General features: G+C 57.2%; 21 protein-coding genes and 1 pseudogene. 2 read left to right on the top strand and 20 right to left on the bottom strand.

The genetic code is table 11. From position 1 onward, the window contains the following. Window positions 1-47: 47 nt before the first annotated feature. From DES53_RS24935 to DES53_RS24875, 14 genes are all read right to left on the bottom strand, one after another. Window positions 48-1,856, bottom strand: a complete 1,809-nt coding sequence (locus DES53_RS24935) for a heavy metal translocating P-type ATPase (protein WP_211325677.1) — start codon at window positions 1,854-1,856, stop codon at window positions 48-50. A 176-nt stretch (window positions 1,857-2,032) separates the two neighbouring features. Further along, on the bottom strand, window positions 2,033-2,533 hold the full coding sequence (locus tag DES53_RS24930) for a methyltransferase family protein (protein WP_113961052.1): 501 nt from the start codon (window positions 2,531-2,533) through the stop codon (window positions 2,033-2,035). Window positions 2,534-2,703: 170 nt separating this feature from the next. Next, complete coding sequence (locus DES53_RS24925; RefSeq protein WP_147263602.1) at window positions 2,704-3,201, bottom strand: hypothetical protein; 498 nt, start codon at window positions 3,199-3,201, stop codon at window positions 2,704-2,706. Between the two features lie 64 nt (window positions 3,202-3,265). Continuing rightward, a complete protein-coding gene (locus DES53_RS24920) occupies window positions 3,266-3,751 on the bottom strand; it encodes a hypothetical protein (protein WP_147263601.1) in 486 nt (161 codons plus the stop codon). 92 nt (window positions 3,752-3,843) lie between these two features. Next, window positions 3,844-7,014, bottom strand: coding sequence for an efflux RND transporter permease subunit (locus DES53_RS24915; protein WP_113961049.1), 3,171 nt, complete (start codon window positions 7,012-7,014; stop codon window positions 3,844-3,846). Between the two features lie 3 nt (window positions 7,015-7,017). Beyond that, window positions 7,018-8,190 (bottom strand): efflux RND transporter periplasmic adaptor subunit, encoded by a 1,173-nt coding sequence (locus DES53_RS24910; protein ID WP_147263600.1) that lies wholly within the window; start codon window positions 8,188-8,190, stop codon window positions 7,018-7,020. Between the two features lie 26 nt (window positions 8,191-8,216). Then, complete coding sequence (locus tag DES53_RS24905) at window positions 8,217-9,461, bottom strand: TolC family protein (RefSeq protein WP_113961047.1); 1,245 nt, start codon at window positions 9,459-9,461, stop codon at window positions 8,217-8,219. A gap of 167 nt (window positions 9,462-9,628) precedes the next feature. Further along, window positions 9,629-10,048 (bottom strand): hypothetical protein, encoded by a 420-nt coding sequence (locus DES53_RS32575; RefSeq protein WP_147263599.1) that lies wholly within the window; start codon window positions 10,046-10,048, stop codon window positions 9,629-9,631. A gap of 581 nt (window positions 10,049-10,629) precedes the next feature. Continuing rightward, complete coding sequence (locus tag DES53_RS24900) at window positions 10,630-11,037, bottom strand: hypothetical protein (RefSeq protein WP_211325676.1); 408 nt, start codon at window positions 11,035-11,037, stop codon at window positions 10,630-10,632. 23 nt (window positions 11,038-11,060) lie between these two features. Beyond that, window positions 11,061-14,225, bottom strand: coding sequence for an efflux RND transporter permease subunit (locus DES53_RS24895; protein ID WP_113961045.1), 3,165 nt, complete (start codon window positions 14,223-14,225; stop codon window positions 11,061-11,063). A 1-nt stretch (window position 14,226) separates the two neighbouring features. Then, entirely contained in the window at window positions 14,227-14,946 is a 720-nt protein-coding gene (locus DES53_RS24890; protein ID WP_113961044.1) for an efflux RND transporter periplasmic adaptor subunit, read from the bottom strand. Between the two features lie 19 nt (window positions 14,947-14,965). Continuing rightward, window positions 14,966-16,243, bottom strand: a complete 1,278-nt coding sequence (locus tag DES53_RS24885; protein ID WP_113961043.1) for a TolC family protein — start codon at window positions 16,241-16,243, stop codon at window positions 14,966-14,968. 129 nt (window positions 16,244-16,372) lie between these two features. Then, on the bottom strand, window positions 16,373-16,768 hold the full coding sequence (locus DES53_RS24880; protein ID WP_113961042.1) for a hypothetical protein: 396 nt from the start codon (window positions 16,766-16,768) through the stop codon (window positions 16,373-16,375). 93 nt (window positions 16,769-16,861) lie between these two features. After that, window positions 16,862-17,065: a helix-turn-helix domain-containing protein gene (locus DES53_RS24875; protein WP_281270205.1), complete on the bottom strand. Its 204-nt coding sequence runs from the start codon at window positions 17,063-17,065 to the stop codon at window positions 16,862-16,864. Between the two features lie 134 nt (window positions 17,066-17,199). Here DES53_RS24875 and DES53_RS24870 point away from each other — a divergent pair, with 134 nt between their 5' ends. Both DES53_RS24870 and DES53_RS24865 read left to right on the top strand, forming a co-directional pair. Then, window positions 17,200-18,051, top strand: a complete 852-nt coding sequence (locus DES53_RS24870; protein WP_147263597.1) for a hypothetical protein — start codon at window positions 17,200-17,202, stop codon at window positions 18,049-18,051. 11 nt (window positions 18,052-18,062) lie between these two features. After that, the gene (locus DES53_RS24865) at window positions 18,063-18,299 is read left to right on the top strand and encodes a hypothetical protein (RefSeq protein ID WP_113961039.1); all 237 of its coding nucleotides are present in this window, start codon (window positions 18,063-18,065) and stop codon (window positions 18,297-18,299) included. Window positions 18,300-18,354: 55 nt separating this feature from the next. On the opposite strand, the gene DES53_RS24860 is transcribed toward DES53_RS24865, so the two are convergent. From DES53_RS24860 to DES53_RS24840, 6 genes and pseudogenes are all read right to left on the bottom strand, one after another. Next, window positions 18,355-19,194, bottom strand: a complete 840-nt coding sequence (locus DES53_RS24860; RefSeq protein ID WP_211325675.1) for a phage Gp37/Gp68 family protein — start codon at window positions 19,192-19,194, stop codon at window positions 18,355-18,357. Between the two features lie 20 nt (window positions 19,195-19,214). After that, a complete protein-coding gene (locus DES53_RS24855) occupies window positions 19,215-20,261 on the bottom strand; it encodes a helix-turn-helix domain-containing protein (protein ID WP_113961037.1) in 1,047 nt (348 codons plus the stop codon). A gap of 81 nt (window positions 20,262-20,342) precedes the next feature. Further along, entirely contained in the window at window positions 20,343-21,734 is a 1,392-nt protein-coding gene (locus DES53_RS24850) for a reverse transcriptase domain-containing protein (protein ID WP_245958256.1), read from the bottom strand. A 36-nt stretch (window positions 21,735-21,770) separates the two neighbouring features. Continuing rightward, window positions 21,771-22,055, bottom strand: a pseudogene (locus tag DES53_RS34085) (reverse transcriptase N-terminal domain-containing protein); the annotation flags it as partial. Window positions 22,056-22,681: 626 nt separating this feature from the next. Beyond that, complete coding sequence (locus DES53_RS34080) at window positions 22,682-23,026, bottom strand: helix-turn-helix transcriptional regulator (protein ID WP_113961035.1); 345 nt, start codon at window positions 23,024-23,026, stop codon at window positions 22,682-22,684. A gap of 75 nt (window positions 23,027-23,101) precedes the next feature. Continuing rightward, a complete protein-coding gene (locus tag DES53_RS24840; protein WP_113961034.1) occupies window positions 23,102-24,052 on the bottom strand; it encodes a hypothetical protein in 951 nt (316 codons plus the stop codon). Window positions 24,053-24,065: the final 13 nt, after the last annotated feature.

Genomic DNA, 24,065 nt, shown 5'->3' with positions numbered 1-24,065 from the left:
GGCGCTTTTCGTTTCTTTACGGCGCGGCTCATATGTTTACCTTTGGGTTAGTTTCGAAGTAGCCGAAGGGCGTTCAGTATCACAAGCAACGTGGCGCCGGTATCGGCGACGATGGCCATCCAGAGACTGGCATGGCCCATCAGGGCTAGAACTAGGAAAATGGCCTTGATGGCAAGGGCGAAGGCCACATTAAATTGGATGATGCGTACGGTGCGTCTTCCGAGCACGATCGCTTCAGCTACCTTTGTCAGGTCATCCTTCATCAGCGTCATGTCTGCCGTCTCAATGGCCGTATCGCTGCCGATGGCTCCCATGGCGATACCAACACTGGCGACCGCGAGCGCAGGGGCGTCATTGACACCATCGCCGATCATACCGACGTAGCGGTGCTTGATCACCAGTGCTTTGACATGCTCAACTTTCTGGTCGGGAAGCAAGTCACCAATCGCTTCATCAATCCCGGCTTTCTGAGCGATGGCACTCGCGGTTCGCTGATTGTCACCGCTCAGCATCACTACCTTCTCAAGGCCGGCATCATGTAGCAGCCTCAAGGCCTCCCGGGTTTCAGGGCGAAGGGCATCGCCTATGGCGATGATGCCGAGAGCCTGTGCGGAACATCCATCATGGGGCATGTGGCCAACGACTGCCAGTGACAGCCCTGCCGACTCGACCTCCGCCAGCCTGGCTTTCACCTCTTCTGTGCACGCGCCCAATTCGTGCGTCATACGATGATTGCCCACAAAGAATGGATGACCTCCAATGCGCCCCTCAGCGCCTCGTCCCGTCCGGGAAGTGTAGTCCAACGCGGGCGTAAAGATCACATCGCGTTTCTCCGCCTCGTCTACCACGGCTTTGGCAAGCGGATGTTCCGAATGAGTATCAATCGCCGCAGCCTTGGCCAGAATCTCGTACTCACTGACACCTTGTAGCGATACAATTCTTACCACCTGTGGACGTCCCTGTGTGATGGTGCCGGTCTTGTCGACTGCAAGTGCCCGCAGCTTCCCAATCGCTTCAAGGTAGGCTCCGCCCTTCACCAGCACCCCTCTGCGCGCAAGAGCAGTGAGACCTGAGACGATGGACACGGGTGTTGCAATCACCAATGCGCATGGGCAAGCGATGACGAGCAGCACCAGTGAGCGATAGAGCCAATCGGTCCATGATTGCTGAAACAGCAACGGGGGGATTGTCGCTACAAGCAGCGCCGCTACGAATACGGCGGGCGTGTAGTAGCTTGCAAAGCGATCCACGAACCGCTGGGTGGGAGCCTTCTGACCTTCTGCCTCCTCAACCAAGCGAACGATTCTGGCCAGGGTGGAATCCCCTGCGAGCTTCGTGACCTTCACCGTGAGCGAGCTCTCACCGTTGATCGTGCCGGCAAAGACCTGGTCGCCGGGTTGCTTCTCCACCGGCACAGATTCCCCCGTAATGGGCGCCTGGTTGATGGCGGAGTTTCCGGTGACTATCACACCATCCACCGGGACACGACTGCCGCTCTTGACCAGCACCTCTGTGCCGACTTCAAGTTCGCCGACCGGCCTTTCCACCTGTTTTCCGGAGGAGTCAGTGACAAGAGCTGTTTCAGGGCTGAGCTTGAGAAGGGAAGCAATAGCACGGCGAGCACGGCCTGCTGACCAGGATTCCAAGAGCTCAGACAGAGCGAACAGGAATACCACGCTTGCAGCTTCCTCCCCCTGTCCGATAAGCCACGCACCAGTAACAGCGACAGCCATCAGGACATTCATGTCGAGACGACGCGCACGAAGTGCTTTCCATGCTGCGGGAAACACGAGCAGTCCACCCGATATCGTCGCCAGCAAAAAGCAGCCAGTGGCCAGCCAGGTCTGACTTGGCACGAACCACTCAAACGCAAGACCCAACCCGGTCAGCACACCCGAGACTGTGACCAGAAGCCCCTGTGGAAGCCTGCTATCGCCGTGGCATCCGTCGCAGCCACCGTGACTTGATTCTTCACTATGATGTTCTCCGCTCATTTTTCCTCCCGTTCATTGAATGTTGAATCTCTACGACGTCATACAAACCGCATCCATCTTGGAAGAGACTCGATGGCGTGCATAAAATGCGTGCCGGCGACAAGAAGCCAGCCGACCAGAAATCCGACCGCGTCCCAGAACGCCTTGTGAAACAAGCTTGGCACAAACTCGTGTCTTCGATTCTCCCCGCGCACATCTCTGCGAGGCCAAAAGCGAGGCACCATTTCGCAATAGCGCCTGTATCTCTCGCCGTGAATGCTCAGCAGTCGCTTCTCTTCTTCCCAAATCACGAACGGGTAAGAGGCAGCGAACAAGAGGCTCATGACGGCTACGATGCTCAACATCCCAGACGCGAAGGAGATCCCAACGACTCCCATTGCACTGTAGTAGTAGAGCGGATTTCGGCTCCGGGCATATGGACCGTCGACGACCAATGTCTCGGTCTTCCTTCCTCCAATGTAGAGCATGCACCAGATGCGCCCCTTGATGCTCGCAAGTACGAGATACAATCCAAACACGGCCATCAGAAGATCTTTCATTCCATGCAGTTCCGTTGGATGAGTGATTACAAACAATCCTGCGAACAGTACCGTGGCGACAATGCGAGTGACTAGGATCCGTCCACGTCGCCAACCTGTGTACTTTCGTTTCTTCCTTTTTGACGAACTCGAATCGGTAGAGGGATTCACTTTTGAACCTTTGCGCCTTTCTATTGGTTCCGGGACTCAACAAGGGATGGATGGCTCGCCGCCTGACCGACCACTTCACTACCTTTGAGCACCTCAACAACCCAGCCGTGGTAGCGCCTGCCGCTTGCCGGAACCCGCACTGACTTTGCTCTTCTTCCAGTCCCCGTGCTCTTTGCGTGGGCGGGTGTGAAGTTAAAGGTGACAGCAGTTAGCGGTACCTCAACCCTGCCACTCATGAGTGTTGTTTCCGTCTGCAATTCCTTCTCCACAACAAGCTGGTCGGTCTTGAGGTCGTCCGCGTAGAAACGTGCTTTGACGGTCAGCTTGTCTCCTCCCGATTTCGCACTGCCAGCGAGGACTACCGTCATCTGCTTGTTCACCACTTCTGCCTGGCTGTTCTTGGGATCATCATGCGACGTAGAGAGTTTGACTTCAACCCGAACGGCATGGTCTGCGAATGCAGACGGAATGCCTTGGGTAAACAAGGTTAGCAAAACGAAGGTCAGCAATCGCTTCATGGTGGAAATGGGCATTACCTGCAGCCCGGTGCCTGAGGCAGCCGGGCTGCAGGTCATCAAAGCACTATTTCTTCTCGTGCTTGTGGTCATCGCCGTGCTCGCAGGTGCAGGCGTATTCCTTGTTCTTGCAGGTGGGGCAATCGTTGAGGTTCAGATTGAACTTCTCCGTCACAGACTTGGCATCGGGAGTGGCTTTGATCTGCACCACGGTCGGAAGATCGTTGCCAGCCGGGATCGCCTTGTCGCTGATGAGCTTGTCACCCTCTTTGGTGAAGGTGAGTTTTGTTGGGGCGGACCGGTCACCCAACGTGACATTGACGGTCTGAGCCGCGGGCGGTACCACCTTGTTGTCATCATCCACAAATCGGATTTCCACCTTTTTGTCTTTGTTTACGAAGAACTCAGCGTGTGGCTCAATCTCTGTGATGAGTTTGCCTCCAGTGGGGCCAGCCTTGGCGCCATGGTCATGATCGTGCTTGTCCTTGTCAGCAGCACTCAGGGTGAACCCAAGTGCAAGCGTGAGAAGCGTAGTGATAATGTGTCGTTTCATGGTCTTAGTTACCTTGTTTGGTTTGTGTTCTTTGTCGTTTTGCCTCGACGGCACGGCGTTGGATGCCGGTACCGCGTTGGAAATTCATATGACTAGTGTGAAGCTGGGGCCTCATTCTGGATTGCCTTGTCAGCCGCCTTGCGTCCGAAGGTGTAGAAGACAGTGGGCGTGACGCCGAGCCCCAGGATGGTGCTCGTCACCAAGCCGCCGACGATAACTACTGCCACAGGATGCAGGATTTCCTTGCCCGGCTGGTCTGCAGCCAACACAAGCGGGATAAGCCCGATGCCGGCCGCGAGTGCAGTCATAAGAACGGGTACAAGCCGTTCCTTGGTGCCGCGAATCACCATCTTCTTGCTGAAGCTCTCACCTTCGTGCTGCATCAGGTGCAGGTAGTGGCTCAGCAGCATGATGCTGTTTCGAGCAGCCACACCAGCTACGGCGATAAAGCCCACCAGCGTGGCAATGCTGATGTTGTTCAGCTTGAAGTAAGTGAATACGAGACCGCCCACCAGAGCCAGCGGGATGTCGCACAACACCTGAAACGCGAAGAATGGCGTGCGGAAGTAGCCGTAGAGCAGGAAGGCAATGATGCCGAGGACCACAGCCGTGAAGATCGCGATACGCTGCGTCGCTTCCTTCTGTGCCTGGAACTCTCCTTCGTAAGTAACGAAGTAGCCCTCGGGGAACTGTACCTGCGCAGTCACCTCATCGCGCAGACGGGTAACCAGATTGGTCACATCCTGCACCGTCGGCTTGATCGCAAGAGCGAAGCGCCGCTGAGAATTCTCGCGGAAGATAACGTTGGGCCCCTTTGCCTCGCGCACGTCGGCAACGAGAGAAAGCGGGATGCGCTGTCCTTCCTCGGTCTCTACCGGCAGTTCGGCGATCTTGTCAGGAGAATCCCGCCATTCCAGAGGTAGGCGTGTCACAAGGTTGACCGCTCGCTGCCCCTCACGGAGTTCTGCCACCTCTTTGCCACCGATAAGCGCCGAGAGCTGATCGTTGAGCTTTCCGGCCGCGATGCCGTATGCTTTGGCACGATCCCGGTCAGCCTCGATACGGAGCTGCGGAATGCTGGAGGTCTGGTCGAGCTTGCAATCTTCGAATCCAGGAATGCCTTTGGCGACCTTCTGAATTTCGATGCCTATCTGACGCAGCTTGTCGAGGTCCGGACCAAAAACTTTCACTGCCACAGGGGCGGAGACGCCGCTCATCATGTGGCCGATGCGGTCAGCAAGTGGACCACTGACAACGGCAAAGACGCCGGGAACAGAGCGCACCTTCTGGTTAATATCAGCCAGGATGTCTTTGCGACTGCGGCCTTTGCTTTTGTGCTCCCCTTCCAGTTCACGGAAGTCCACGTCAAACTCGGCCGTGGATACAGGCACCACATGGTCCCCGCGCTCAGCACGCCCCAGACGCCGCCCGACTTTCCGCACCTCAGGTACGGACAATATCTGCTGTTCCAGAACATCGGAGATCTTGTTCATCTCTTCCAATGAGGTCCCGGGCGCGGCAGTCGCAGCCACCAACGCAGTCTCCTCCTGGAATTTCGGCAGGAAGTCCTTGTTCATTCTCGGGTAGAGAGAGAATGCCCCGATTACCATCATCAACACGATGCCCAGCATGAGGTATGGCTGGTTGAGGCCGAACTTGAGCAAAGTATTCTCCAGCAGCCACTTCATCCCCCTCGTGATAAATCCATCCTTGTGTTCGTGGCCTTCCTTTGGATTCAGGAGCATGGAGCACAGAACGGGAATAGCCGTCAGCGACACAATGAAGGACGCGACCATTGAGATGATCGTGGCTACCGCGATGGGGGCAAATAGCTTGCCCTCAACGCCGGTGAGCCCAAGCAGCGGCAGGAACACCAGGATGATGAGCACCGTCGCGTAGAGGATGGAGTTTCGCACTTCACCCGATGCATTGGCGATGACCTGCAACCGGGGGTGCGGTTTCTCGCGAGCTGCATTCTCACGCAGTCTTCGGAAGACGTTCTCAACGTCTACAATGGCATCATCCACAACCATGCCGATGGCCACGGCGAGACCGCCAAGCGTCATCGAGTTCACACTGATTCCAAACCATTTGAACACCAGCATGGTGATGCCAAAGGAAAGCGGCATGGCCATGAGCGTGATGAACGTCGTGCGGAAGTTCATCAGGAAGAGGAAGAGCACGATGGTCACCATGATGGCACCATCGCGAATGGCCTCCGTCAGGTTGCCGATGGCGTGATCGATGAAGTCCTTCTGTTGGAACAGAAGCGTAGTCTCCACTCCTTTTGGGAACGTAGGCTTCAGCTCCTCAAGTGCGGCTTTGACCTGCTCGGTGAGCTTTCGGGTATCAAATCCGGGAGCCTTGGTGATCGACATGATGACTCCGTAGGTAGGCGAAGTCTCAGGCGACTGGCTGACAGTGGCATCACCGCGCATCGGCTCAATGCCCCAGACAACATCTGCCACGTCACCGATTGAAATCGGTCGGTCGTTGATCTTCTTGATCGGCGTACGTGCGATGTCGTCCAACTCCACCGTCATAGCGAGATTGCGCACCATGATTTCCGTGGGCCCGGTATTGATGAATCCACCCGTGGTATTGTTAGCGGCTTCGCTCGCTGCTTCTTCAAGCTCGTCGAAGCTGATTCCGTTAGCCTGCATCTTGTAAGGATCCGGCTGGATTTCGATCTGCTTGACACCGCCGCCCATGTTGAGGATCTCCGCAATGCCGGAGATGCTTTGCAGACGGCGCTTTATCGTCCAATCAGCAAGCGAGCGGACTTCACGCGGGGGCAAGTAACCAGGTTCACCTTCTTTCACCGTGCTGCGCACGCCGACGAGCAGGATTTCTCCCATGAGGGAAGCAACAGGCGTCATGAACGGCTGCACACCCTCAGGCAGCTGCTCACGCACGCCCTGCAACCGCTCCTGCACGAGTATGCGCGCTTTGTAGATGTCCGTCTCCCAGCCAAACTCCACATAGACGAGCGACAGCGCCACGTCAGAGTTCGAGCGCACGCGAGTGAGCCCGGCCACGCCCATAAGAGCGCTTTCGATTGGCTGAGTGACGCGAGTTTCTACTTCTTCCGGGGCAAGACCAGGCGCTTCCGTCAGGATGATTACGGTGGGTTTCGTAAGGTCCGGAAGCACCTCAACAGGCAACTGCACTGCGGTGCGAAGCCCAAGCACCATGAGCACGAGCGAAGCTCCGAATACGAGCGCGCGGTTAGCGAGCGCCCAATGGATCATTCTATTGAGCATGGACTATGCAGCCTCCTTTCCAGCAGGCTTGGCGGGAGCTTCATCGCTATCGCGTGAGCCACGAGATTTTGTGAAAACGGAGATGAGTAGCAAGACCAGCAGAACACCGCTGGCGTACTTCCACATCGGACTGGCTCCCTCCTCGTGGCCGTGCCCGCCAGCCGTGCCCTTCTTCTTGGCTTCCGCCTCTGCGAGCTTTTCCGGGGTCAGCTCTGATCCATCTGCCGCATGTTCATGTCCATGTGCGGCATCAAGCGCTTCTTTGAGAGAGACGCTGCTGGCTCCCGCAAAGGAGAGGGAATAGGCTCCCCGCGTCACCACCTCGTCAGCCGGCAACAGGCCGTTGGTGACTTCCACGAAACGATCATTGATCTCGCCGACCGTGACAGGAGTTTTCACAAACGCGTTGGGAAGGTCGAAGTCCTTCACATAGACGAAGCGGTTACTCGCTTCACCTTGCAAAGAGGCACGCGGTATGCTCACCACATTGGCGCGTTTGCTCATCACAATGCTGAACTCTGCGCGCATGCCCGGACGCAGCAGCCCCGTGGGATTCGGTAGACGAAAGATGGCGTCTATGGTGCCACTCGCCTTATCGGCGGTCGTGCCAAAGCGCAGCAACTCGCCATCGAACTTCTCCTGAGGGAGCGCCGTAACCTTGATGTGCGCAATGGTGCCGGGTTTCATCTTGCCAGCCTGATGCTCTGGCACCCGGGCGATGGCATACACTTCGGAAAGGTCGGTAATTTCCAGTAGGGCATTTTCAGGCTCTACCGGTTGGCCAATCCGCACCGAGCTTTCAGTGACCAGTCCGTCAAGAGGAGCCAGGAGCGGAACCACCGGCGGAGGATCGCCGGGCTGCCTGCTCTCGACGCGGGCCACTTCCTGACCTTTTTTGACCGCGTCGCCAACACTGACTTTCAGATCGATGACCCTTCCAGAAATGCGGCTGCTCACCGCTCCCGCACGAATCGGTATGTGTTCGACTCTTCCAAGAGCGAACACAGTCTGTTCGAAGTCGGTTTCTTCTACCTCAACCGTCTCGATGCGGAGGTTCTTCACGCCCGTATCGTCTAGGACGACGGTTGCTGCAGCACGTTTAGTGTCGACGGCTTGAACGCTGCACACTGCAGCAAGCAGACCAATGATGATGATGTGGTATCGCGAGATTTTCATGACATGGGAGAGATTTTGCCGGGAGTTCACTTCGAACTGGAAGCGGGTTTAAGAGTTGCCGGAGCATGCTTGCCGGTGGCGGACTCGTACCTGATGCGGGCAAGGTGGAAGTCTCGTGTTGCGTCGATCACTGCGACCTCAAGCTGAAGGCGCTGCTCGCGGGCACGAAGAACCGTAAAGAGGTCCACTTGTCCTTGCTCGTATGCCTTTTCGAGCTTGCTGGTCTGCTCAAGCACGAGAGGAAGGAGGGTGTCCTTGGTGTCTGTGGCGAGTTTTGCGTTGGCGGCCATATCCGCCCGTGCAGCTGCCGCTTGATTGGTGATGTCGGAAGCCAAGGCTTTCGTTTCGAGCACTGCTCTTGTGGCAGAAGCGGTCTTCTCCGCGATCTCACCCTGGTTCTTGTTCCAGAACGGAAGCGGGATGGAGACTCGGAAGCCAAAAAAGCCGGTGCGCTCCAGTCCTTCAGGAGCGTCTTCCATGCGCTCTCCTTCCCACATCACGCCTGCGGTGACGTCGTCCCACTTCTTGGCTCGTGCGAGGTCCACCTCCATGAGAGAGGCTTGTTCATTGACCAATGAGAGTTGGTAGTCAGCACGGCGCTGCCACGGAATCGTGCTGGGCAAGGCTGTTTTGGGAAGCGGCCCAGTCACTTCGAGGTTGCCCGTCGCTGACACCCCGAGTTTCGGCTTCAATTCACCTACCAAACCAACGCGCTCGGCTTCCAGCTTTTTGCTCTCCAGGAGGAGGCGCTGGCTGTCCACTTGAGCCTGCGCTGCATCGAGCGCTGAGATTTCACCCTTGGCCGCACGATCCGTTGCGAATGTAGAGAGTTTGTTGGCAAGCTGAACCTGTTGCGTGCGGAGAGCGGCCTGCTGATCAATGGCCAGTAGCTTGACCGCCAGGACTTGCGCTTCCGCAATCGTTAGTCTTTCGCGGTCACGCACTTCGAGTTCGGCGGCTTCTACCAGCTTCGCAGAGAGCACCTTTTCGAGTCGGAGACGCGCTGTAACGGGGAACCTTTGATCAAAAGACAATTCGACCGTGCCTTCCTCAAATCTCTTGTCGTGTTTGAATGCTGCCCCTGCTTCAGGATTGGAAAGACGGCCGGCCCCGAGCAGTCGGCCTTTGGCTTCTTCGATTCGAAGCCGCGCTGCGGCCAAGTCCGGGTTCGATGAGCGTACACGAGTGGGAATGCCATCGATGCTGACCGTCAGGGCTGAGAGCTGCCCGGCAATGGATAGCGCAGCGAGGAAAGAGAATAACCGAAACATAAGAGAAACGCGTTGAGTGAATGGTGAGTGCAATTGCTAGCGCCATGAGCATGGCTTCGCCGAAAAGGCGCAGATGTGACTCCACGTGAAGGCAGTCCGCCTTACGGAGTATTCATGGGTGAGCGTTGGCAAATCCCCTCAGGTGAGGGAGCCGCGACGCTCAGGGATCAGGCCAATTCTGATGGCCAGCGAGCAGGCAATGCCGCTCGCGAAGTGAAGATCCACGAACTAGTGAGTGCCGTGGTATCAACATCTGTATCAGGCAACGAGGCCTGTTCGGTCAGCAACGCTTCATTAGCGAGACGCTGCAAGAGTGCAAAGATGGCCAGCATGTCTTCGCAAGGAGCTGCTGGCGCCAGAACCTGAACAGGTAACGTTGATTTTGGCAGACTGTTGGTCGGGCAGTCATGCTGACTCTCATTGTGCCCCGGCTCGTTCTCGGAATGCTCTGCATGCGAGCGATCAGCATCCGTTTCGAGCGAGGGCAGCAGGCCAAAAATCCCACCAGCGGGGGACAGGCAATGCCCCGATGCTGGTACAAATAGTACCAGCATAAGCAAAGCTGTGAGCTGCCAGAGTTTGCGCATTAGCTATCGAGAGTCTGCTGTCAGACGGTGAAGGCGTCAAGTTTGTTCAATGTCATTTGCTGGATGATCCTATAGCATTCGTTCGTGCATCAACGTTCGGACGGCCATCGATTGAGATTCGCTTGGCCGAGGCCGGTGTGAACAGAGGATGCTTTCGCGTCACTCTTGCTTCAGTGCCGGGCTGTAACGAACTAAAAGGCAATACCATACCGTTGGAGTAGATTTTTGTGCGTGGAGTCACCTCCAAAAAATACGCCTTTTGCGTTTTGGAATCCTTGAAGGTGACCGCCTTGCATGTGGTGCATACATCTTCAATCGTACCATCAGAGGTCCTCGAAGACGGAGGCAGGGCCAATGCTTTGTTTGAGTGTCCTCCGATACCAAGGGTGGCAATCGTCAGCCACATCAAGATTTGACATCTTGGATATGAGTTCATGGCTTCCTTTCGTACTATTGTTTGTCCGACTTCAGCGAGAAATGCTCAAGATGTTCAGGGAGAGTTGCTGGAATGCCCAGAGGACAGGGGGGGACGGACATGCAGCCGCCGACGGCATGATGGCGACGGCTGCACTTCTCAAAACCTATTCATCACAGGTACAGGCATACTCGGGGTTGCTGCACCCAGCGCAGGTGTGAAGTTGCAGCTTGACCCGGAAGTTCTTGGACTTCGCATCTGCGCTGGCCTTCGCCTGCACCACTACTTGATAGCCATCGCCTGAAGGCAGCGGGGCTTTGGAGACAAGGAGATTTCCTTTCTTCTCGAACTCCAGCTTTGCCTTCCCGGAAGGAGCTTCAGCAGTAGCGGTCACCACCTCGTCAGATGGGGTGAGGGCTTTTCCTGAAGCATCATAGAATGCGATGCTCACGGTATGATCCTTCTCCACAAAGAACTCCGCATTCTTTCCCTGAAGTTCCATGATGAGGCCTTTGCGTGGGCCCGCCTTTACGTGTTTGTCCGCCAGCGCAGGTGAGATGACCAGGGCAAGCATGGCGAAGGAGAGCAGTAGCTTTTTCATAAGGTTCGGATTTCGGGTTCTGATTTCGGTTTCGGGTTGGTGTTTCTCTCGATCCACTCGTAGAGCACAGGCACGACGAGCAGGGTGAGGAAAGTCGAGGTGATGATGCCGCCGATGACCACAGTAGCGATGGGCCGCTGCACTTCCGCTCCTGCGCCGGTCGCGATGGCCATGGGAACGAAGCCTAGTGAGGCCACAAAGGCGGTCATCAGTTTGGGCCGGAGACGGGTGAGAGTCCCTTCAACGACGGCATCGCGAAGAGACAAACCTTGCGTCCGAAGCTGGTTGATGAAGCTAATCAGCATGATGCCGTTCAAGACGGCAATACCGCTGAGGGCAATGAACCCCACGGCTGCCGAAATGGTGAAAGGCATGCCTCTGAGGTAGAGAGCGAAAATCCCACCCGTGACAGCCAGTGGCACGCAGGTGAAGATCAAGGCCGCCTGCCGGAGAGAGCCGAAGGACAGGAAGATGAGGGCAAAGATGAGCGCCAACGCCATTGGCACGACCACGAGGAGTCGCTCTCTGGCTTCCACGAGATTCTTGAACTGCCCGCCGAATTCGAAGTAGTAGCCGTCCGGGAACTTCACTTTCTCGTGGATGGCACGGGTTGCTTCCTGCACGAAACTCTCGGTATCCCGCCCTCTCACGTTGATAAGGATGCTGACTCTTCGCTGTGTATCTTCCCGCGCGATTTGCACAGGTTGCGGAACGAGCTGGATTTTTGCGACTTGCCCCAACGTGAGCATGCTGCCCTCCTCCGTTCTCAGGGGAAGCCGCGACATCGCCGCGATATCGTTGCGTCGTTCATCGGACAGTCTGACCTCGATGGGAGAGCGACGATTGCCTTCAATGACCATGCCCACTTCTGCGCCGGCGAGGGCCGTCTCAATCAAGCGATTGAGGTCATCTGCATGGACGTTGAATTTGCGGAGAGCCTCCCGGTCGGGCTGGATCTCGATCATTGGGTTCTTGCCAATGCTGTCGAACTCGGTTTCGCCACCTCCGGGAACCGCCATGATTGCGGTTCGCACCTCACCTGCCAAGCGCTCGAGTTCATCATAGCTGTCACCAAACACTTTGCAGACAAGGTCAGCTCGCGCACCGGCCATGATCTCATTGAAACGCATTTGAATGGGCTGGGTGACGAGGATGTTCTGCCCCGGCACCTGATCCAGGAGAGCCTTGCGCATGAGAGCACCCAGCTCTTCTTTCGAGATGGGTTTCCCGTTTTTCTGCCGCCACTGCTCCCGCGGTTTGAGCATGATGTAAGTGTCAGCCACATTCGGATTCATCGGATCCGTAGCCACCTCGGCTGTGCCGATGCGGGAGAATATTTCCTTCACCTCCGGGAACTCCTTTCGGATTACAGCCTCGCTTTGCTTCTGAAGCTCCAGCGAAGCCGAGAGTCCTGCACTGCTGCTGCGAATGAGTTGAAAGGCGAAGTCACCTTCATCAAGCTGAGGGATGAACTCCGCTCCCATTTTGGTGAAGAGCCAGATGGACGAGCAGAAGAGCAGCACCATGGGCAGGACCACCAGCAGGCGGAAACGCAGGCCAAATTTCAGGAGCGGTGCATAGACACGCTTGGTAGCTGTCACGAGCCAGTTGTCTTTTTCCTTGATGTTGCCCCCCAGGAGGTAGGAGCAAAGCACCGGCATCAGGAACAGGGCCAGCACCAGGGAGCCGCCGAGTGCCAGCATCACCACCAGAGCCATAGGCTGGAACATCTTCCCCTCAATTCCCTGAAGCGCGAGGATAGGCACATACACCACGGTGATGATGAGCACGCCGAAGAACATCGGATTGGCCACCTCCCTGGCGGAGCGCAGAACCTCCTGCCGCCGTTCATCGGAGGTCAGCTTTCGTCCCAGCTCATGCTGTCTCTCTCCGAGGTGGCGGACGATGTTCTCCACCATGACGACCGCCCCGTCGATGATGAGGCCAAAGTCGATGGCCCCGAGGCTCATGAGGTTGCCGCTCAAATGCCACTGCACCATTCCGGATATGGCGAACTGCATCGAAAGCGGGATGACGAGTGCGACAATGAATGCTGCGCGCCAATTGCCCAGAAGCAGGAAAAGCACCACCACCACGAGCAGGGCACCCTCCGCGAGATTCTTCTCTACCGTTGCAATGGTGCGATTCACCAATTCGCTGCGGTCATAGAGAGGGCGGATCACAACTCCGTGGGGGAGCTTTTCCTGAATCTCATCCAACCGGGCACGGACGGCCTTTGCGACCAGTCGGGAGTTCTCCCCGGCAAGCATGATGGCAGCGCCGACCAGCGATTCTTTTCCGTCGTCAGTGCTCGCGCCGGTTCGGAAGTTGCTGCCGATGGAAACCGTGGCCACTTCACTCAGCAGAATCGGTTTCACTCCGCCGCCAAACTTGAGCGGCAGGCTGGCAATCTCTTCGATGGTGTTTACCCGCGTCGGCGCCCGGACGATGAGCTGCTCTCCCCCAATTTCGACATACCCTCCGCCGGAGTTCTTGGTGTTCTGCTCCACGATTTCGGCAAGCGAATCGAGCGAGAGGCCGCGTGACGCGAGGCGGGCCGGGTCAGGTTGAATGACGATCTGCTTCTCGTAGCCCCCACTGGTATTCACCTCGACCACCCCCTTCGTTCCTCTCAGGAGTGGCTTAACCTGATATTCCTGGATCTGCGCCAAAGCCATCAATTGCTCTTCACGAGTCGCCGGCTTGTGCTCTGCGTCTTCCGTATAGTCTAGACTGTAGTAGAAGATTTCACCAAGGCCGGTGGCTACGGGAGCGAGCTTGGGACTGAGCCCCTCCGGCAGTTCATCCAGCACGCCCTGCAAGCGCTCGGTAACGAGCTGCCGCATGCGATAGAGGTCGACCCCATCTTTGAAGGTCATCGTAACCTGCGAGAGTCCGAACTTCGAAAGAGATCGCAGCTCCATCATGTCCGGCAGGCCCGACATCTCGCTCTCAATGGGGAAGGTGACCAGCTTCTCCACTTCCTCAGGCGCGAGGGCCGGAACTGCTGTGTTGATCTGCACCTGCGGATTGGTGATGTCCGGAACGGCATCGATGGGCAGCTTGAGCGCTGACCATGAGCCTACACCGATCAACACGATTGTGGCGAGCAGCACGGTCACCCGTTGCCGCATTGCGTACTCGATGAGACGGCCAAGCATATCAGTGTCCGCATGTGCATGCTTTGCCACCACGAAGCACCTGCAGCTCCGCAAGCCACAGTGACATCACGGGCGACGTCACAACTTCATCGCCAGCATAGAGCCCCTCGGCTATCTCCACATGTTCGCCGCTCACGGCTCCCACTTTGATTGGGGTCCTGACGTAGAACTCTCCGTTCTTCGCATAAACGAAGTTGCCTTCCGCGGTGGAAAGAAGTGCGGATTTCGCGATGGCGGTGTGCCCTTCGCTCTCTGGCAGCTTAACGGTGCCACTGAAGGCGATGCCCGCATCGAAAGCCGAGGGCAGCGCTACAGCGACCTCCAGTTCCCCGGTGGTTGAGAAGCCCGCCTTGTCCACCCGAGTCACCTTGCCCTTGAGTGTGGCAGGCTTGGGCTGGGTAGCTTGAAGTTCCACTTCCATGCCAGGACGGATGCTTGCCGCCTGTTCCTCGGTCAGCCATCCGCAGGCTTCGGCGCCTCGTTCCACCGTCTGTAGCTGAAGGGAGATCGTCGGCGTGAGTGTTTCCTCCGCCACCTCGGCAGTCTGGAGATTGATGGATTTTGCCATCACCTCCGTCAGGGCAACACCTTTGCCCTCCTTGAACTGAGCGCCGTTCTCAGGAGCGGCTTCGGCTGCATGCACATTGCTGGCCTGAGATTCCGTGCAGCTCGTCATGATGCCGGCGAGGGAAAGAATGAGAGTAGCGATTAGAATTTTCATGGTGAGGGTCCTGTTTTGCTTATTCAGCTTTTTGTTTAGCTGGACGGACGAGGCTTGCCGGGGTTCCGGTCAGCTCTTCGAGTGTAAGGGCCGCTTCCAGCGCTTCGGCCTGTGCCTCATTGATGGCTTCAACTGCTTCGAGATACTTATCCTGGAGCTCGACGTATGTGGTGATGGGAACTGCTCCAAGGCGGTAGTGGCGATCGGCAAGAGAGGCCGCCTCGCTGAACTTGGCGATGCCATCGTCCTTCCAGAGACTCAGCCGCTTTTGATGCGATCTGAAGAGCAGGACGGCTTCCATCACCTGCTTTTCCATCTCCCGCTGAGCGGTATTGAGCGTGGCTTGAGCCTGAATCTGCCGAGCCTGCGCCGTGGTCACGTTCGCCTTGCCGTCGTTCCACACCGGTAGAGGGACCGACAAGCTGAGTCCGACAACGGTCTCCCGCTCATCCGCTCGTTCTTGCGAAACATACGGGCCGACAGTGAAGGTGGGATAGCGCTCGTTCTCGGCCAGGGCGACTTTGAAGCCCTGTTGCTCAAGCTCTGAGCGGCGAATTCGCAGCTCATAGTTGTTTTCAGCAGCGGTTCGCAGCAGCTTTTCGGAAGAAGGAAGTTCCCCCAGAGTGAATGCCGGTCGAACGACGGTCAGGGTGGAATCGGCACGCAGACCCATGAGCTGATTCAGCTCCAGCAATGCCTTCTGCACCTCGATGTCCGCCTTGGCGGCCTTCGATTGGGACACCACGGCAGCGGCTTCGATGGTCTTGAGTTCGAGCTGTGGGGCTATGCCCGCCGGCTCGCGTTGCACCATCACGTCCTTGAGGTCCTTGTAGCGATCCGCCACTTCGTTGGCAGCCTTGGAGACATCCTGATTTGCCGCCAGCGTGTACGCCAGTGTGCGCACCCGTGATGCGAGGTGGAATTTGAAGCGTTCCAGCCCAAGTTCTGCCAGGGCAATGTCGCGGTTGGCAATGGCCTTCCGGAGCCCGAGTCGGCCTGGCCATTCGATGGGCTGGACGATGCTTGTCGCGTAGGCAAGCCCCTCGGAAGTTCCGTTGCCAGAAGATACCCTTTTGTGCCCAATTTCCAGGCTCAATTCAGGATTGGAGAGGCGTCCCGCTACAGACCGTCCGGCCCGGGCTGCAGCAATCTCCGCTTCGTAGAAAGCAATCTCGGGGTTCTTGGCGAGCACCTCTTTGACGAGAGTGTCCACCGCACGCTCAGGCGCCGCGCCGGGCATGCGAGGGGCCTGCGCCAGGGCAAGCAGAAGGGTAAGGAAGACGTAGATTCGAGGCATAATTTTGACAGATCACGGTTTGAGGAAATGTGCCCTGCCACTGCTCGGCATGAAGACACGAAAATGCGCCATCGCCCCTGTATTGGGGCAGGTCGCTAGGTCAGAAGCTCGCTCTAGCGGCAGCTTCTGTTAGGCCGTGATCGATGGGCCGCGAATCGGGATACTTCGCTTGATGTCCCGGATAATGAGCGACTTTGGTGTGTCGGTCGTCTGAGGCTTGGGCACCTCAACCGGACTCTCCGGAGCCGTAAGCACAAATTGTTCAGCCAAGGCAAAGGCTAGTTGGAAAAGCGCAACCTGTGCATCCACTGACTTCGTCGGCTGCTGGGTCGAATGAGCCAACTGCGCCGACTTCTGGCAAGTCGGGCAATCACCTTCCTCCTCACCGCCACCCGCGGTAGACTCCTCATGACACGGCGGGCAGTCGATGAACCCTGCCGAACAGAGCGGTTGATAGAAAATCCCCGCCGCAAAAAGCAGCAACGTCAGAAGGCCAAGAAGCCGGTTTTTGAGAGGGGATCTCATTTCGATTGTAACGATGAAGGCCCACCGCGAATTGTCAATTGTCAGTTTTGCAGGTGGTGTCGTTGGAGGACTGCAGACTTTCCAAGGCCAAAATCAACCGGCCTCGGCAAACCGTTTCATGAGCACTGCCGTTTCCCGGACCGGATCGACCTTCAGGGCTTTGAATAGCTCATATGCCTCCACCAGATCCACCCGGCGCTCACCCAACTCAATACGTGCAACCATGCCGTGCTCGCGGCCCAAGGCTTCAGCAAGGTCTCGTTGGGTCATGCCAGCTTTCTCCCGCAGCGCCCTCACGCGGTCGCAGAAAATTTTGGACAGGGCGCTGTGGACGGCTTTGCGCACGCTGCGATTTTGAGAGCAAAACCTCTTGCTTCCAAAATGAGAGCAAATAGGTTTGGGTAGCCGGTGCTAAAACACGGTTATTACCCATGAAGTCGAAAACATGTCGTTCGGCCCTTTTGCTGGTGAGTCTTTTGACACTCGCCTTTACCGTCCGCGCGGACGACTCAACATTATTCGCAGGCACCTGCCGGAACGTCACCCACGGGGTGGACGGCTTGCTCAAGCTCTTCGTTGTGCAGAAGCCCGACGGCGCTCTTGAAGGATACATGTCCATCAGTGGGTGGCTGGTCGGCAGCGGGCCGCTCAAGGGATCCCGCGCCGGTAATACCTACAAGTTCACCACCTCCGACCCGCTATGGGGACTTTCCATCACTTGGGAAGGGGTGCGTCGAGGAGATAAGCTAATCGGCGAATACGTCAGTGCTGCAAATCCAAAGACAGGAACAGATCGGCAAGTCGGCGAGTGGGAGGCGGAACTGGAGACCGCAGAGACAGACGGAGCAATCACATCTGAGGAGTCCTTCCGGAAGCTCTTCAAGTTGCGACTGGAGGCTGACCTGAACTCGCCGATTAAGTTACAGGATGGCACGACCGTTACCGGTGCCCAGGGGCTCTTCCAAGCAATCCACCCGGTCGGCTCCGGGGTAAGTGTATGCGTGACGGATGTTTCTATCGACTGGAAGGAAGGTGCCACCAAGACATCTGCGGAGGGCATCCAGCGCTACGTTGTGGATTACACCCTCTTCTGGCAGGGGGTCGTGCGCCCCACGGGACATACGAAGCTACGCCTGAAGTTCAACGCTGCCCTGAACGCAGTGACTGCCCATGAATTGGTGGAAACTACTGGCACCACAAACCAAGAAGTCGGAGAAATCGCCTTTGGCATTGGAGTGATTCTCGGGAAAGCCGCCATGGATTCGCTGTTGGAATCGAAGTAGCCCCATTGGCCATGTCCGAAGGTTTCTCAGCTTTGCTCGGCCCTCTGGGCACCATTTTGCTGTTGATCTCTGCTGTCCTGGGAACTCAGAAGAGGCGTCCTGTTTGGCGCACATGGACGTATGTGATCATCATCGGCGTACTTGGCTCCATCGCGTGTCGCAGTGAGCTGCAGCAACGCGATGCGCAGCGCAAGAAAACACAGCGATTAGAAGAACTCAGAGACAAGCTCAAGGCCTCCAGGCAGTAGGTGTCATGAGTCGCTGATGGTGCTCACGTGCGAGGGAGCACGGGGAACCTGCGGTCTACGACCGCGGCTTCGGAACCTGATCCCAGGTCCTGCCAAGCAACGTCCTTCCCGCTGCCTTCTTCCCGACGCGTTCCAGGATAATGCTCTTTCCATCTACCGAATCGTGCAACGTCTTCCTCCGGCCGCTGGATTTGCGAACCGGCTTCCAATCACCCCACTGCTTGAAATGGAAAGGCACCTTGGCGGCAACACACTGATGCAACAGGTCCTGAGCCCACTGCGGATACATCGGGCGAGAGTGGTGACCGCTTTCGCCTCCTACGATTACCCAGTCGATGGGATAGAGTTCCGGCTTCTGGAACCAGGCCGAAAGGTCAACCGGCCCCAGTAACGGCTCACACGAAAGGAAGCGGACCGCTGCAGCATGCTTCAGCAAATGAGGCAGCCTCTGCTCGGCGTATTCCTGAGACTCGACGGTCGTTCCAAGCCACACGTTAGGGGGCCATGAACCATTCTTCCAAGGCACCATGGATTCGATGTTCTCGGGGCGTTTCGTAAGCAGGAGCCAATCGAGCCAGGGTGTGGCTTCGATCAATGCCCAGAGCCGTTCACGCCAGGGATTCAAGTCAGTGCGGTTCTCAAACACGTCCGCCATACTGGCGCAGAACACGCGCCGGCGAACACCATTGGCCTTCGCTTCCTCGTTCCACTTGAGAGGTTCGTTCCAGTGAGCATCGCCAAAGAAACGCCTGGGTGCGCGGCTACCCCACACGGGCTGTCCCACACGTTTGGCAAAGGTCTCAGCATAGCAGTGCAGGCAAGCAGGGGAGACCTTCCTGCATCCCCACCACGGATTGAATGTGTGGTGTGCCCACTCGATTTTTGTGTCCTTCATGAGAGAAAAATGGAATGTGGTCATGCGACCTTCTTCGAAGGGGTGGTCGGTGTTGCTGCGGCGCTGTTCTTTTCCGCTGCGAACAGCGCAATCTTCGACTCAAGGGTGCCGCGGATGGCAAGCAGTGAGGGGAGGTCTAAGCGCTCAAGTAATGCGCAGACCTTTTTCGCCTGAGCCTCGTTCGCCTTCTGACGGACGCGGGGATCAAGTAGCCCGGCTTTCTTCTGCTGTCCGCTGGGCTTCCGGGACGCATAGCGCTTCCCATCCGCACCCAGCCGAGTATCAGGTGCGTTTGTTACGCAACTGGTGCGGTGCGTTCTGACAAATCCCTCGCTGACGGCGCAAAGGCGCGCGAGCTCGCGGTTGCTGATGTTGGGAAACTCGAGAGCTGCGACCACAATCGCCTTGTGCTTGTCCGCCTGGCTGCGCGGCAAGCCGTGGGAGGCATTTGCGGACAATGCAAACTTGATGGCAGCGAGCCTGCCGCCGGTGCTCACAACCGCAGGGAAATGGACGTAGTTGAGCGTTTTCGCGGCCTTCAAACGATGCCATCCATCGCCGATAAAAAGCTTTCCCTTGTCATCAAATAGTTGGACCGGGGGGAACATTTCACCGGCGCGCATCCGCTCGGAGTATTCAAGGACCGTGGCCTCGTCGAGGTTCACACGCACTTGGACGCTTTCATCAAACACGATGGTGCGGATGGGAACCCTGCGCTCCATGGTCGTGATCTGGAGAGTCGACTCGCCGGTGTTGGCGGGCTCGCGGGGGTTGATCGATGGCGTGTCCACCACGTCCGCTTTTTTGATGGCGGCAGGATCTCCAGTCTCACCAGCCACGTGCTTCGATGTCTTGAGATCCTGAGATTGGATTTCCGGAGCGTTGTGGCCCCGCGCCTTCGCGAGCGCCGAAACGGATTCCTTCGTGACCATCGTGATGCGCTCCTTCTTGACGCCCACGAGCTTGCCTGATTTGATGAGAGGATAAATGTTAGGCCGCTGGCACTTCAGATGAAGTGCAGCTTCCTTCGGCGTCATGAGAGCTTCTGCTGCAGTTTTGTCTTCCATGGGATTAGTCACTCTGTTGGTAGATGTGCTTGCCTTCTAAGTTGGGACACTGGCTCGCGCGTGTTGTGGTGTTAGAGTCGATCAGCCCGTCGCCGGGTCCGACCTCTCCTTCAGAACCGGACGGGCGGCTTTCACCGCATCCGGCTCCCCGGTTACTCGCTCTGCAAGAGCTCGAGCTCTGTGAAGCAGCCACAGATCCTCTGCTGTCTGGGTCTCAGAGACACCGGCAGCATGATGCGTGTCTACCTCGTCTTCTCCATGGTCACGGAGTTTCCTCCGGGCCCTGGCGAGTGCGTGGATCCTCTTTCGTCTGGTCGCCCAATAGATCCGGTCCCCGTTGTAGAAGGAGAGTGACCCTCGGACCTTAATATGCGGCTCCACTAGGAAGTCTGCATGGCTCAAGAGAGGTTCTCCGCCGTTGGGATCACGGAATCGTTTGCGCCCATTCACCGATGGCCAGTAGAGGGCGTACAGCTCCTTGGCTGGCGTCTTCTTCTGATGGCGTCTCTTGATGAAGGCCCACAACATCTGAAAGAGGGTGTGGTCTTCACGCGAGAACGCGTTGCTCACGTTCTCCGTTTTGTAGTAGGCGCTCCATGCCCGGATGTTCCGGTTCAGGGCGGCTATGACATCGCGGGTTGGCGAGTGCCGGTGGTATCGCAGAATGGTGGCCAGTTGTGCGTGGTGCCTGAGCAGGCTCTTGCGGCTCGGTTGGATGAGGGTCTGCATTCCTGACTGGCTTGCGGTCTTCTTATGCTTCCCAACCGGGAATGACCGGATGGTGAAGCCGAGAAAGTCGAAGCCAACGTTGCCGAAGGACCTTTCCACCGTGTGGCGGACTTGTGTCTTCGTGGGATGCAGTCTCAATCCGCGGATGCGCAGGAAGTCGTTCAGTGCGTCGCGCGTGTGTGCGAGGGCCTCTTCGCTCGTGTGGAGAGCCACCAAGTCATCAGCGTATACGATGATGGCTGGGACCTTCCAGCGAGTTGTCTGGTCAGTGTGCCTCAGTTTCAGGAAGTGCTGCTCCACATGCTCATGCATCCCGGAGAGAACCAGGTTGGCGAGGACGGGAGACAGAGGACTGCCTTGAGGTATGCCGGTGGTGCGCATCAGCCTCCCGCTGTCCATCGTCGGCGCATGTAGCATCGAACGGATGAACCGCAGGAGAGGGCGGGGCAGCTTGAGGCTGCGCATCAGAAAGTCGCGAGGGACAGAGCCGAAGAAGTTTTCGATGTCCGCGTCCAAAACAAACTTACCATTGCGGGCTTTGTTTGTGAAATTCCGGATCGAGGCGATCGCATCGTGCTGCGACCTCCCGGGACGGAATCCGTACACGTCACGATGCAGTCGGGCCTCTACCTCGGGTTCAAGGACGAGGGCGACGAGCCTGCTGCGGCATCTGTCTTTGACCGTTGGCAGGGACAGTGGTCGCTGCTCTGACTTTCCGGGTTTCGGGATCCACTTGCGGAGCAAGGGAGCGTGGGGCTCTGTAAAGTTGAGGCTTTGCGCAAGCGCCCACTTTTCCGGATTCGTCAGGCGGCACACGCCGTCGATGCCAGGGCTATTCCTTCCTGAATTGATTTCGCACACCTGTCTGACCGCGTAGAGGCGCGCCGCAAAACAGCGGGCCATTTGCGATTGCAGGATCTTTGTCTCTTTGTTTGCGTTTGCTCTTGCAGCGGCATGAATGCGGCACGCCCACCGATAGGTTGTTGAGTACACATGCTTCCAGGGAATTTCTTCCCAGCAGGTGGCCTCTCCAACCTTCTTCCCCACCTTGCGGCTCTGGGGCATCGGGCCTGTCTCAGTCTTACCTTCGTAACCGTCGCCCTGTGGGCTCATCCCGCGCGTTACCGCGAGCATCTGCTTTGGGGCGATTCCTTCGCTCCATGTTTGCGCCGGTTTGTTGGTTTGTTCGGCACGCCTTGATTCGGAAGACGAATCCTCCACGGGGACTGTGAAACAATCCACATGGAGCACGGCAGGGAGATTTCCTCGTTCAAGCTCGGCTGCATTTGAGGCTTTAGGGCGGACCTTTTCGCCGATCCCAGGGGTGACAGTCGTTGGTGTATCCACACCACCAACACCCGCTATGGGACGTATTCCTTTTGAATGCTGCCCGCCGCGCCGTTTCCGAGCGGCTCCTGAGTTAGGCAGCTTAGCGCTTACGACGATGCAGTCCTTCACGCGTTCCGTATTGTCCATGGCCTCTTCGCTCGCCGGTATGGAGCAGGTCAGTTCCCGCTCCTCCAGCTTTTCGGCCAGCTCCGCTTCCACCGCATTCTTCCTGGCGGGGCCGCGTGGCCGATGCTTCAATGCACTGTCAGCACGGCGGGAATTGCACCCGCTCAGCCGAGCTTGTTTCTGGTGCGCGGCTACCTTCTCGGAGGGCGCACGCAGTGGAGATTCGAAGGCGTCGCTCATGCGAGTTCCTCCTTCTTCACCCCCATCGAGTCGCACGTAGAATCAACGCGCGAGCTTGTGTCCGAACCGGCAGTCGAAGGCGAATCGTGCCGCCGGTTCTCCCCGCACTTGCGGGGGCCGTGCGAACTTTGCGTAATTTCAGTGAACGAAGAAGCCGAATCCTGATCGCTCGTGATGCCTGAGTCCTCTATCAAGCGAAGCACATCGGCCTCCGAAAACCTGACTGTCTTCGAAGTGATATGGATCGGCTTTAGTAGGCCTCGGGCAACGAAACGGCGAACGGTGCGGGTGGATACCCGGCACAGCGCAGCTACGTCATTGAATGACAACAAAGGTCGCACGTGGCCACCTTTGCTGGCCTCGACCCTTCTTCCAGTTGTCCCACCCTACAGGTCGAGGACAATGGATCCTGTAGGCTAAATATCCTTGACAGATTCTTCATCGCCCAACGCAGGCTTGTTTGGCGGGTTCTGTGGAGTGAAGTCGACGGGTAGAGCTTGAGGCCTAATCCCGGCCATAAGCAACCCTAATTTGGCGAGCTGTGCCGGGCTGAGTGCCGGCCGAAAGTCAACGTGCACACCTTTCGCAGCCATGTGTTTCTTATAGGCAGCGTTTGGGATCCACTCGAGAACACTCTTCAACTTATCCAGGTCTAGCAGCGTGGCCCCAAGCGTTTGTAAGCTCTTTGGATACATGATAGCGAGCTCGGGAAGGGCCGATGCCATCTCTGAAGCGTTGCCCCCCGCCTCGTTGAAGCGGCTCAATCTGCCCTTTCGGACGAGGACAAGCGCATCTTTCAGGCGGCGCACATATCGCTCGCAGTTTTGCGGAACAATTTTTTCCCTAATCCACTTTGGCAGACTTCTCTCAGTTGCTAGAGCGCGTGCAAGTTCAGCAGACGTCGTGGAGTTCAGAAGCCTCTTGTCTGAGAAGACAGCCCCTCGAAACAGCAGCCAAGGAATCACGGGAAGCGTCGGCAATGGACCTTTCTGTTCTGGCCAGTCGTCAGGTTGCAGAATTCCGCAAAACGAGAGATGGCGGCGTAAGATACTGTTGAATGCCTCAGCGGGCTGATCCGATCCGAGAATTGTCTCTTTGAAGTCAACGCGTCCAGATGTCGGGAACTCCGCAAAATCACTGATGGCCGCATTGTCGCCTAGTTTTGCAAAATATCCTTCCAAAGTCTGTACGATTTGTGCATGCACAATTCCATACTCACTAAGCAAAGGTGGAAGAATGGTCTCGAACGTATCGGTGACTCCTGGTTCCTGCCACATCCTTTCCGCAATGAAACAGGTGACAAGCTCACGCGAGGACCTTGGTCGGATGACGGTGTCGGATATTTGAATCGGTGCGTCGGCTCTCATGGCATGCTTTTTG

Origin of the sequence: Roseimicrobium gellanilyticum (genome assembly GCF_003315205.1) — a bacterium.
GTDB lineage: Bacteria > Verrucomicrobiota > Verrucomicrobiia > Verrucomicrobiales > Verrucomicrobiaceae > Roseimicrobium > Roseimicrobium gellanilyticum.
This window is presented reverse-complemented; position numbering and strand designations above follow the sequence as displayed.